Genomic DNA, 10,991 nt, shown 5'->3' with positions numbered 1-10,991 from the left:
CCCGGTCAAGGTGCAACCGCCGGCCGACGCACCCGCAGGATTCACCTGGAAACAAGCCGACACAGGAAGTCGTCACTCCCTGGCCCTCGGATCGGACGGCAACCTCTACGCATGGGGAGCCAACGAAAGAGGACAGCTGGGCGACGGCACCAACACCAACAGGAACACCCTGGTCAAGGTGAAACTGCCGACCGGAGCACCCGCAGGATTCACCTGGAAACGAGTCGAAGCAGGAGGAGCATTCTCCCTGGCATTCGGATCGGACGGCAACCTCTACAGATGGGGAAGCTACGACGTTGCCGAAACAACACACATCAACACAACGCCGGTCAAGGTGCAACCGCCGGCCGATGCACCCGCAGGATTCACCTGGAAACAAACCGCAGCAGGAATTTTCCATTCCCTGGCCTTCGGCTCTGACGGCAACCTCTACGCATGGGGGCTCAACAACTGTGGGCAGCTGGGCGACGGCACCAAGACCGACAGCAACACCCTGGTCAAGGTGAAACTGCCGACCGGAGCACCCGCAGGATTCACCTGGAAACAAGCCGCAGCAGGAGATTACCATTCCGCGGCCCTCGGCTCTGACGGCAACCTCTACGCATGGGGACAGAACAGCTTCGGACAGCTGGGCGACGGCACCGCGACCGACAGTCTCAGGCCCGTGCGAACCATCTTCCCTGAACGTGGAACACCTACGGGTGTTGACTTCGGTGATATGGCCGGCAGCGACATCACCAAACAGCCGGACGGCACCTGGCAGGTCACCACGCCTGCCTCACCGGCAGGCACTGTGACCGTGACGATCCACTGGACCCGCAATGGGTGCAATCGACCTGATGACACCAACAACTCCTATGAATTCACAGATTCGAGTGTCTTGCCCGACACCGGAGGAAGCGGCAGCATGGTCATCCTGTTGACTGGCCTGCTCATCATGACCGGCGTCACGGCCATCAGAAGGCGAAGTAATGAAACCAGGGCCTTGCAGACAGGAAAGCAGATCTGATTTGGCCAAGTGAGGGTCCTGTTCAGGTTGCGAAAGCCCTGATCAGGACCTGAGCAAGGCATGACCCATCGTTTCTTTGATTTTTTATCCGAGTAAGGTCGGATTACAGTTCAATCCCCAAATCCGACAGCCGGCGACCGTACTCCCTTCAATCCCTGATAAAGGTACGGTCGCCTTTTTCTTGCGATTTCAGCATCCGCCTTCTGCGCCCCACATCGGCTGATTGGTTTCACATGCCAACCGGATGTGATTGCGCTTGGCAGCATCAGCCACGAGGTGGAGGTAAGCCTCCGCCATATCCGCATCCAGGCCGCATTCATCGGCCAATGTACGGAGGCGGGCGACCTGATCGGATTCTCGCCGTGAATCGGTGGCTGCGAACCCCGCCCTGGCTTTGAGCCCGCCAATCATGTCCGTCACCCGGAACCGCTCCGCAAGCATGTGAATGACCGCCGCATCGATGTTGTCAACGGCAGATCTGAGCTCCACGACCTCTTGGGCGCATGAAGCAGCTACCTGGTCAGGTGACTTGACCTCCCCGTCAATCGTCGTTTCCATCCCGTTTTCGCTCATACGGTTCAGTCTAACCTCTGCCGGAACCGGCGAAAGTACAAAACGTCTCCCCCCCCCCGATACGAACAGGGGAAAGGGAGACGGTCGCTGCCTGAAGGAGGATTTCAGGGCATCATGATTTCTGTCCCAGCATGGACTGATTAATGGCGGCCAGGAAGTCGCGGTTGGTGGCCGTCTTCTTCAACCGTGGGACCAGGGTCTGATAGGCCTGCTCGGTTTCCATGCCGCCCAGAAGGCGACGCAGCCGATAGACCACGGCCAGTTCGTCCGGAGCCGTGATGAGCTCCTCGCGACGGGTGCCGGAGGCATTTATATCGATGGCCGGGAACATGCGCTTGTCTGCCAGGTCTCGTGTGAGCCTGAGCTCCATGTTGCCTGTACCCTTGAACTCTTCGAAAATGACTTCATCCATCTTCGATCCGGTCTCGACAAGGGCCGAAGAGATGATGGTCAAGGAGCCGCCGTTTTCGATGTTGCGGGCAGCCCCGAAGAAGCGCTTGGGTGGGTAAAGGGCCTGTGCATCCACACCGCCGGACAAAATGCGTCCGGAGGCTGGAGCCGCGATGTTGTACGCTCGGGCCAGACGGGTCATGGAGTCCAGAAGGACCACGACATCCTGGCCCAGTTCCACCAGTCGCTTGGCTCGCTCGATGGCCAACTCGGCGACCGTGGTGTGATCGGTGGCAGGACGGTCGAAGGTTGAGGAAATGACCTCCCCCTGGACCGTGCGCTCCATGTCGGTGACCTCCTCGGGGCGTTCATCGACCAGGACGACCATCAGGTGGACCTCCGGATTGTTGGCGGTGATCGAGTTCGCGATGGATTGGAGGGTCAGGGTCTTGCCTGCCTTTGGCGGGGAGACGATGAGGCCACGCTGGCCCTTCCCGATCGGGGCGACTATGTCGATCAGGCGACCGGTGATGTTGTTGCTTGAGGTCTCCATCCTCATGCGTTCCTGGGGGTAGAGGGGGGTCAGCTTACTGAAATGAGGGCGGTCTGAGGCTTCGTCCACCGCCATCCCATTGATGGTGTCAATCGACTGGAGTGGGACGAACTTCTGCCTCTGATTGCGGCGCTCGCCTTCCCTTGGGGGTCTGATGGATCCATGCACGGCATCACCCTTGCGCAGACCGTACTTCTTGACCTGGCCCATGGAAACGTAGACATCATTGGGACCGGGAAGGTAGCCCGAAGTGCGGACGAAGGCATAGGAGTCCAGGACGTCCACGATTCCGGCGACCGGGACCAGCTCGTCGGTGGGATAATCCTCATGCCTGTCCTCATGTGCATCATAGTCATGGGGAGCGTGCCGGTTGTTGCGCAGGCTCCGATGATCATTGCGGTCCCGGCGCTCATAGGAATTGTGACGGAAGTCACGCCCCTCGCCCCGGTTGTCGTCGTAGGAGCGCTTGCGCGGCTTGTCGTTTCGGGTCGGCAGGGCAGCCAGGATGTCATCCAGGTTGCGCACCCCGCCATGTTCGTGATTCTGGCTGCCGCGGTTGTCGCTGCCGCCATGATTGTCGTTGCTGCCACGGGATCCGGAGAAGGTGTCCGACCCGCGGTGACGCCTCCGCGAGATGATCGGGGACTCGTCGTCCGCCAGCTTATGCGCGCGACGGTCCTTATGGGCTGAATGCTCATCGATGCCCAGGACTTCGAACAGATCTCCGACGGCCCCTTCGCCCTCGGACTTCCCTGCATCACCGTCCTTGCCAACGGTTGAGGTCTTGGCGGGCCCGGCGGATTCCGTCCCCTTGTCTTCGGAATCGACGGCCGCCGGCTTGGACTGGTCGGCCGGCTTGGCCTTGGGGGCTCGGACGGTGACACCGGCTGGTGCCTCGCCACCGGAACGCGCGGCTTCGATGGTTTCGATCAGGGCCGGTTTGCGCATGGTGGAAGTGCCACGTAACCCGAGTTGCTTTGCCAGCTCCTTGAGTTCAGGCAGCTTCATGGAATGAATATCTTGGCTGGTTGCCACTGTTGTAATGCCTTTCCTACCGCCACGCCAAATACAAACAAGGCGAATGGCTTGAGAAGTTGCGGCGTAGCCGCTCATGAATGCCCGGCGCTTTCCCAGCGGCCCGGACTGTTCCAAGGATACAACGGACCATGGTCTTGCGCAAATGAAACGCCCGGCCAAGGCACCCGTACCTATGTTTGCGCAGAAGTCGCGGGGAGGGCGGACCGACGACGGCTTCCCCTGCAAGATCTCTGCCTGGGATATATAGCGCCATTCACTGGGCACATGGGCAGGAAGAGGGCCTCACGCGGAGTGAGGGGACGGAGTTCGTCGACACCGCCATGGAGGTCTTCGCCAGACAGGGTGCCACCACACATCCCGGGACCGACCTGTCCCGGGCACCACCAGGACCGCAGGACTGATTCCAAACCCACCCAGGGGCGGGGCATACGCCCAACAGGACCCGGAGGACCCGGGCCTGTCGGTAGATGAAGGACTATTTCTCCTCGTGGTAGGACTTCTCGGTGTTCACGTTCCACACGTTGGACTTGTCGGTCCTGCCGGCCTTGATGTTCTTCACGGCCTCCATGGATGTTGCCATCGAATGGTCCTGGTTGTTGTAGTGGTGCTGGCCATTGCGGCCCACGCAGTAGAGATTGCCGAAGGAATCCAGCCATTTGACCAGATCGGGCATCCGATCATAGGTGTCGAAATAAGCCGGGTAGGCCTTGACCACACGCTCGCGGTGTGAATCCATCACGTCGCCGGCACCACTGATGAGCCCCATCCGCGTCAGCTCCTTTATGGCGAAATCCGTGGCCTCCTTGTCGGAAAGGTTCCAGAAGTCGTCACCCTCCTCGCAGAAGTACTCCAGACCGATCCAGACGGTGTCATCCACGTCCTTGACCATGTAAGGACTCCAGTTGTTGAAAATCTGGATGCGGCCCATCTTGTAACCGGGATCCTGCACGTAAATCCAGCAGTCGGGCACGATGGGCGGGTTGCCCAGGGTCTTCATGTCGGTGGTGTTGCGGATCTTGAGATGCCTGATGAGCAGGCCCACCGTCACGAAGTCCCGGTAGGGAAGGCCGTTGGCCACACGGACCATGTCCTCGGGGACGGAGGGGTCCTCCTCCCTGATGGCATTGACCAGGTCCTTGACGGGCATGGAGGAGATGACCTGGTCGGCCTGGATGGTGACCTCCCCGCCATCCGCATTCCTGTAGACGACCTGGCCGATCCGCCCGGCCTCCTGCTTGAGACCCACCACACTGGCGCCGGTGATGACATGGACCCCGTGGTCCACATCCCTCTTTTCCACGGTCTCCCAAAGCTGGCCGGGGCCCAGCTTGGGATACCAGAACTCCTCGATCAGACTGGTCTCCACCTTGCTGGAATCGCGCTTCTTGGGCAGGATCTTGAGGAAGGCGTTCTTGAGGACCCCCATGATGCTCAGCCCCTTGACCCTCTGGGCACCCCAATCGGCGCTGATTTCACGCGGGTGGCGTCCCCAGAGTTTTTCTGTGTATCCCTCGAAGAACATGGAGTAGAGTTTGCGCCCGAAGCGGTTGATGTAGAAATTCTCGAGGTTGTCCTCGGGCAGCTTGTGCACGACGGATTTCAAGTAGCTGAAACCGGCCTGCATCGTCACCTTGAAGCCCATGGCCTTCAAGGTGTTGGACGACAGGGATATGGGGTAGTCGAAGAAGTGGCGGTTCCAGTAGATCCTGGAAACCCGGTGCCGCTTGAGCATGACCCTGTCCGTCTGTTCGGGGTCGGGGCCTCCCGGTTCCAGGTCGTGGTGACGGCCCAGCTTCTTGTCATCGTAGGAGGGGGCTCCCTGAAGGGGGAGGACCTCCTTCCACCATTCCATGATCCGGTTGTCCTTGGAGAAGAAGCGATGGCCTCCTATGTCCATGCGGTTGCCGTTGTGCTTCACGGTCCGCGATATGCCCCCGAAGGTGTCCGTGGCTTCTAGGACGGTGACGTCGTAGCGGTCGTCACCGCCGTCCTTGACCAATTCCCACGCCGCCGTCAAGCCGGCGGGCCCTCCGCCGATGACGACTACGGACTGCTTCTGCCCCATGTGAACCTCCTGAAAACAAACGGTCGTACCAAGCGTAGCGGTCAACGGGACGGCATGCCGTCAGCCAACGATTCCCACACGATTCCGCCCTAATCCATCCCCTCCCCTGGCACCCGGACAGGCCCTTTCAGCCGCAGGACCACACCAATCCGTCAGGGCAGGGACTCCGGAATGTCGATGTCGCTCTTCTGGACCTCTTCCACATTGACGTCCTTGAAGGTGACGATCCTGACGTTCTTGACGAAGCGGTTGGGACGGTATACGTCCCAGACCCAGGCATCGGTCAACTGGACGTCGAAGTAGACGTCCTGTCCCGCCGAGCGCACATTGAAGTCCACCTTGTTGGCCAGGTAGAAGCGACGCTCGGTCTCCACCACATAGGTGAACAACTTGATGACATCACGATACTCCCGGTAAAGGGAGAGCTCCGATTCGGTTTCGTAGTTGTCAAGATCCTCCGCGCTCATCTGTCCCCTCCGATTGAACGTTTCCTCCCATGGCCCACATTCCTCCACCAGGCCCGCTTGGAGACGGGGTGCTCAGACGAGGAGGCGTAAGGCCAGCCGGTCGGTCCCTTGTGACCGGTCCCGCCATCATCGTGTTCTCCCCGGGCCGTGCCGTCCTCCGGCCTTCCGGGGCCATCCTGGTCACCCAGCTTCCCGTGGGCGGGGGCCTCCTCCCCCTTCCGACCGTCGTCACCACCGTCGGGCCGGACAGGCCGGAGTGGAAGATCGGATGGGGCGGATCCTGTCGGGTCTCCGTCAGCAGTTCCGCCGGCGCCGCCGGACGCATCCTCCTGTGAGGGGGTCGATGGTTGGGATCCGCCAGACCGGGCGGCGGGTGCCACCGTCTCCCTGCCGGGGGCAGAGACCGGACCAGGACCTGCTTGCCCGGCCGTGGTCCCTGGTGCGTCCGGCTCCTTCTCCCCTGCCAGGGGGGTGCCGTCCTGCGCATACCCATGTGAGGCCAGGGCGGCCGAGACTCCGGGGTTCCCCTCGATGATGTGCATGCCGAAGGCGTTGAGTGAGCGGATGGGGTCATACTCATCGACCAGGGCGTCCATGACAATCTGATCCTGGTACTTCCCCCCCTCTTCGTCCCAAAGGGCGTCCCGCGAGGTCCCGGAAGGGACGAAGCCCAAGGACTGGTACACGGAGATGGAGCGGGTGTTCTTCTCAGGCACGGCCACCCAGATTCGGTGGAGGGACAGCCCCTCGGGCCGGGCCGCGTAACCGTAGGTCATGACCCTGGGCATGGCGTCGCGTGAGTAACCCCTGCTCCTGTAATCCTTGCCCAGCACCACCTGAATCCTGGCCGACCGTGACCACCCGTCCACGTCGATCAGGAAGATCATGCCGATCATCCCGTCGGTGAAGTCCGAATCGCCCTTCCCCTCCGGGTCCTGGTCGGCGTCGGTGACCATGGCCCAGGCGATCGTCCGCCTGGATTCAGGGTCTCCGACCCCCGAGTCGCGGGAGGCCAGCCCCTTGGACCAGGCGACGGAACGCTTGACCCAGGTGTTGACCACGGCACGTTCCGCCTGGGGACCCTTGCCGGTGATACCGGTGGAATTGTAGAAGGCCTCGAGTTCGTCCATCCGCGTCAGGTCCGATATGGAAGCGGGGCGCAGGTGGACCATCTCCCCCTGTATGTGGGGTATGTCGATGCGGTCGGGCAGGGATCTCTCCTCGGCCCGGGGACTACGGTCGGCATCCTTACGGGTGCTCTCCCTGACGTTTGATGACATCTCGTCACCTCCATGACCGCCACCCGACGGTGGCGGTCCACAATCTACCCTTCCCCCCTGTGTGATTCATGGGAGTCCGGGTCAGGCCGGTCAGCCCCTGGCTATGCGCTGCATGACCAGGCCGCTGACGGCCTTGGCGTCGGCCTGGCCGTGGGTGGCGCGCATGACGGCGCCGATGATGGCACCCATGGGCTTCATGTTGCCGCTCTTGAGCTTGGCCACGATATCGGGGTTGTCCTTGAGGGCCTGGTCGACGGCCGCCTCCAGGGCACCATCGTCCGAGACCACCTGATAGCCATGCTTCTCGACGACTTCGGCGGGTTTGCCCTCACCGGCCAGAACCCCGGATACTGTCTGCTTGGCCAGTTTGTCGTTGAGCTTGCCATCCGCGATCAGTCGCTCCACATCGGCCACGTCCTGGGCCGTGATCGACAGCTCCTGCAGGCTGACACCGCGCGAGTTGGCCTCGCGGGAGATCTCGCCCAGCCACCACTTGCTGGCTCCGGCCGGGCTGGCTCCTGCCTTGACGGTCTCCTCGATCAGGTCCACGGCATCGGCGTTCACCGCGTCCTGCATCTGCCGGTCGGTGAAATCCCATTCCTTCTTCAGACGGGCCCTGCGCTCGCGGGGCATCTCCGGCATCTGGGCCCTGAGCTCCTCGATGTGCTCGGGGGTCACATGGACCATGACCAGGTCGGGATCGGGGAAGTAACGGTAGTCGTTGGCATCCGACTTGACGCGCCCCCCGGCCGTGGTCTGGGTGGATTCGTCCCAGTGACGGGTCTCCTGGAGGACCTCTCCGCCTGCTTCCAGGATGGCCGCCTGGCGGCGGATCTCATAGGTCAGGGTTTTTTCGATGCCCTTGAAGGTGTTGACGTTCTTGGTCTCCGACCGGGTGCCCAGCGGGGCGTCCGGACCGGAATGGAGGGAGACGTTGACATCGGCGCGCATGTTCCCCTGCTCCATGCGGGCGTGGGAGATTCCCAGGGCGCGGACGATGTCCCGGATGGCACTGACATAGGCGCCGGCCACCTCTGGGGTGCGGGCGCCCGCCCCTTCGATGGGTTTGGTCACGATCTCCACCAGGGGCACCCCGGCCCGGTTGTAGTCGACCAGTGAATGATCCGCCCCTTCGATGCGGCCGTCGGCCCCGCCGACGTGGGTGTTCTTGCCTGCGTCGTCCTCAACATGGGCACGCTCGATCGGCACGCGGAAGATGGTCCCGTCGTCCAGTTCCACGTCCAGGTAGCCCTCCCCGTTCAGGGGCTTGTCGTACTGGGAGATCTGATAATCCCGCGGCATGTCCGGATAGAAGTAGTTCTTCCTGGAGAACTGGCTCCACTCGTTGATCCGGCAGTGCAGGGCCAGGCCCAGCTTGACGGCGTAGTCGATGGCCCTCTTGTTTACCACCGGCAGGCTGCCGGGCAGGCCAAGGGACACCGGTGTCAACTGGGTGTTGGGCTCACCGCCGAATTCGATGTGGGCCGGGCAGAAGAGCTTGGTGTCGGTGCAGAGCTCAACATGGACCTCCAGGCCGAAGACCGGGTCATACTTGGCCACGGCATCGGAGTACTTCATGAGTTTTTCAGCCATTGTGATTCCTGTCCCTTCCGATGCCTACTTGTTGGATCCGTCCGCCAGGCCGTCCAGCCAGGGGGTCTTCAGATCCTTGAAGACCGGGCCGCCCCACTGCTCCTCCAGAGCAGCCTCCAAGGCCGCCGCCGGCTTGTACATGACCTCGTCACGCATCTGAGGGGCGAAGAACTGGAAGCCGACAGGCAGGCCGTCCTCGCTCAGCCCCGCCGGGATCGACATGGCGGGGGTGCCGGCCATGTTGGCCGGGATGGTGGCCACGTCGTTCAGGTACATGGCCAGGGGGTCGTCCATCTTGTCTCCGAATTTGAATGCCGTGGTGGGTGATGTGGGCGAGACCAGGACATCTACCTTGCTGAACGCCTGCTCAAAGTCGCGGATGATCAGTGTGCGCACCTTCTGAGCCGACCCGTACCAGGCATCGTAGTAGCCGGCGGACAGGGCGTAGATGCCCAGGATGATGCGGCGCTTGACCTCGTCACCGAAACCGGCCTCGCGGGTGGCGGCCATCATGTTGGCGGCCGTCTGGGGAACGCCTTCGGGGGGCATGACCCTCAGACCGTAGCGCATGCCGTCGTAGCGGGCAAGGTTGGAGGAGACCTCGGAGGGCATGATGATGTAATAAGCGGCCAGGGCGTATGGGAAGTGGGGGCACGACACTTCGACGACCTCGGCCCCCATGTCTTCCAGGAGTCTGACGCCATCGTTGAACCTGGCCTCTACACCTGGCTGGTAGCCATCGCCTCCCAGCTCCTTGACCAGGCCCACCTTGAGCCCCTTCAGGTCACGCTTCATGCCCTCGCGGGCGGCGGCCGCCAGGGGCGGCACGGGCCTGGGGATGGAGGTGGAGTCGCGCCTGTCATAGCCGCCGATGACCTCCTGGAGGAGGGCGGCATCGAGGACGGTCCGCGAGACCGGACCGATCTGGTCCAGTGAGGAGGCCATGGCGATGGCCCCGTAACGGGAAACCCCGCCATACGTGGGCTTGACGCCCACCGTACCGGTCAGGGCGCCGGGCTGGCGGATGGAGCCGCCCGTGTCGGTCCCAAGGGCCAGGGGGGTCTCGAAGGCTCCGACGGCTGAAGCCGAACCGCCGCCCGACCCACCGGGGACCCTGTCGGTGTCCCAGGGGTTGTGCGTCTTTTTGAAGGCCGAGTGCTCGGTGGAAGACCCCTGGGCGAACTCGTCCAGGTTGGTCTTTCCCAGGATGGGCATGCCTGCGGCCTTGAGCTTCTCGATGACAGTTGCGTCGTAAGGGGGCACCCAGCCTTCGAGGATCTTCGATGCGGCCGTGGTGGGTATGCCCTTGGTGACGATCATGTCCTTGACGGCGATGGGGACGCCGGCCAACTCGGGCAGGCCTTCGGTCTCGCCGGCCGCCAGGCGCCGGTCGAAGGCATCGGCCTGTTCAAGGGCCTCCTTGCCGGATACGTGCAGGAAGGCGTCGATGCTGGGCTCGGCCGCGTCGATGACATCCAGCTCGGCCTGGACCAGTTCACGGCTGGAGACCTCCTTGGCGCGCAGCCTGTCGGCCATCTGGGTCGCGGAGAGGGTGACCAGTTCTTCTGTTGTGCTCATCGTCTTATCACTCCTCACCCAGGATGCGTGGTGCCACGAACATGCCCGCCTCGGTCGCGGGGGCCCCGGAAAGAGCCTCCTCCTGGGTCAGGGGCTTCTCGGCCTCATCAGGCCTCAGATAGGCCTCCAGTGGAATGGGGTTGGCGGTGGGCGGGACATCGTCCCCGGCCACCTCTTGGACCTTGACTATCGACTCGGCGATGACGTTGAGCTCGCCCTTGAGACGATCCGCTTCCTCGTCCGTCAATGCTATGCGAGCCAGGTCTGACAGGTGCTCGATCTCTTCACGCGTGAATGTTGGCATGGAACCCATCTTATTCGGGCTCTGTGACACAGCGCCCCCGTCCCCCGGCCCGTCAGGGGGCACCCGGTGAAGGGCCTGAGCAGGGGGGCGAAGGGGGCCGACCGGCCAGAGGCCGGAGAGCCCGCGCAAGGGCCGGACAAG

The 10,991-nt window shown here is 62.6% G+C and carries 9 protein-coding genes; 1 reads left to right on the top strand and 8 read right to left on the bottom strand.

Features of this window, described 5'->3' with window-relative positions:
• Positions 1-1,009: RCC1 domain-containing protein (locus tag V6584_RS01040; protein ID WP_340486113.1), on the top strand; the 1,009-nt coding region annotated here is incomplete at its 5' end.
• A gap of 189 nt (positions 1,010-1,198) precedes the next feature.
• On the opposite strand, the gene V6584_RS01035 is transcribed toward V6584_RS01040, so the two are convergent.
• The 8 genes from V6584_RS01035 to gatC all read right to left on the bottom strand — a co-directional run bounded on the left by V6584_RS01035 (position 1,199) and on the right by gatC (position 10,850).
• Entirely contained in the window at positions 1,199-1,582 is a 384-nt protein-coding gene (locus V6584_RS01035) for a chorismate mutase (RefSeq protein WP_340468599.1), read from the bottom strand.
• A 112-nt stretch (positions 1,583-1,694) separates the two neighbouring features.
• The gene (gene rho, locus V6584_RS01030; RefSeq protein WP_340468598.1) at positions 1,695-3,560 is read right to left on the bottom strand and encodes a transcription termination factor Rho; all 1,866 of its coding nucleotides are present in this window, start codon (positions 3,558-3,560) and stop codon (positions 1,695-1,697) included.
• A 478-nt stretch (positions 3,561-4,038) separates the two neighbouring features.
• Positions 4,039-5,628 (bottom strand): NAD(P)/FAD-dependent oxidoreductase, encoded by a 1,590-nt coding sequence (locus V6584_RS01025; RefSeq protein ID WP_340468597.1) that lies wholly within the window; start codon positions 5,626-5,628, stop codon positions 4,039-4,041.
• A 152-nt stretch (positions 5,629-5,780) separates the two neighbouring features.
• On the bottom strand, positions 5,781-6,095 hold the full coding sequence (locus tag V6584_RS01020; RefSeq protein WP_340468596.1) for a DUF2469 domain-containing protein: 315 nt from the start codon (positions 6,093-6,095) through the stop codon (positions 5,781-5,783).
• Positions 6,092-7,375, bottom strand: a complete 1,284-nt coding sequence (locus V6584_RS01015) for a GNAT family N-acetyltransferase (protein ID WP_404802579.1) — start codon at positions 7,373-7,375, stop codon at positions 6,092-6,094. Before V6584_RS01015 ends, V6584_RS01020 begins: the two co-directional genes overlap by 4 nt.
• Before the next feature lie 90 nt (positions 7,376-7,465).
• A complete protein-coding gene (gene gatB, locus V6584_RS01010; RefSeq protein ID WP_340468595.1) occupies positions 7,466-8,968 on the bottom strand; it encodes an Asp-tRNA(Asn)/Glu-tRNA(Gln) amidotransferase subunit GatB in 1,503 nt (500 codons plus the stop codon).
• Between the two features lie 24 nt (positions 8,969-8,992).
• Positions 8,993-10,546 (bottom strand): Asp-tRNA(Asn)/Glu-tRNA(Gln) amidotransferase subunit GatA, encoded by a 1,554-nt coding sequence (gene gatA / locus V6584_RS01005; protein ID WP_340468594.1) that lies wholly within the window; start codon positions 10,544-10,546, stop codon positions 8,993-8,995.
• A 7-nt stretch (positions 10,547-10,553) separates the two neighbouring features.
• Positions 10,554-10,850 carry an Asp-tRNA(Asn)/Glu-tRNA(Gln) amidotransferase subunit GatC gene (gatC, locus tag V6584_RS01000; RefSeq protein WP_340468593.1) on the bottom strand — a complete coding sequence of 99 codons (297 nt, stop codon included), beginning with the start codon at positions 10,848-10,850 and terminating at the stop codon, positions 10,554-10,556.
• Positions 10,851-10,991 lie beyond the last annotated feature (141 nt).

It is taken from the genome of Bifidobacterium favimelis (assembly GCF_037963085.1).
Lineage (GTDB): Bacteria > Actinomycetota > Actinomycetes > Actinomycetales > Bifidobacteriaceae > Bombiscardovia > Bombiscardovia favimelis.
Note: the sequence above shows the minus strand (reverse complement) of the source record. Positions and strands in the feature narration are given on the sequence as shown.

Excerpts from the sequence above, each read along its gene's own strand:
- V6584_RS01035 (WP_340468599.1), bottom strand. The coding sequence starts at position 1,582 with ATGAGCGAAAACGGGATGGAAACGACGATTGACGGGGAGGTCAAGTCA.
- V6584_RS01025 (WP_340468597.1), bottom strand. The coding sequence starts at position 5,628 with ATGGGGCAGAAGCAGTCCGTAGTCGTCATCGGCGGAGGGCCCGCCGGC.
- V6584_RS01020 (WP_340468596.1), bottom strand. The coding sequence starts at position 6,095 with ATGAGCGCGGAGGATCTTGACAACTACGAAACCGAATCGGAGCTCTCC.
- V6584_RS01015 (WP_404802579.1), bottom strand. The coding sequence starts at position 7,375 with ATGTCATCAAACGTCAGGGAGAGCACCCGTAAGGATGCCGACCGTAGT.
- gatB (WP_340468595.1), bottom strand. The coding sequence starts at position 8,968 with ATGGCTGAAAAACTCATGAAGTACTCCGATGCCGTGGCCAAGTATGAC.
- gatA (WP_340468594.1), bottom strand. The coding sequence starts at position 10,546 with ATGAGCACAACAGAAGAACTGGTCACCCTCTCCGCGACCCAGATGGCC.
- gatC (WP_340468593.1), bottom strand. The coding sequence starts at position 10,850 with ATGCCAACATTCACGCGTGAAGAGATCGAGCACCTGTCAGACCTGGCT.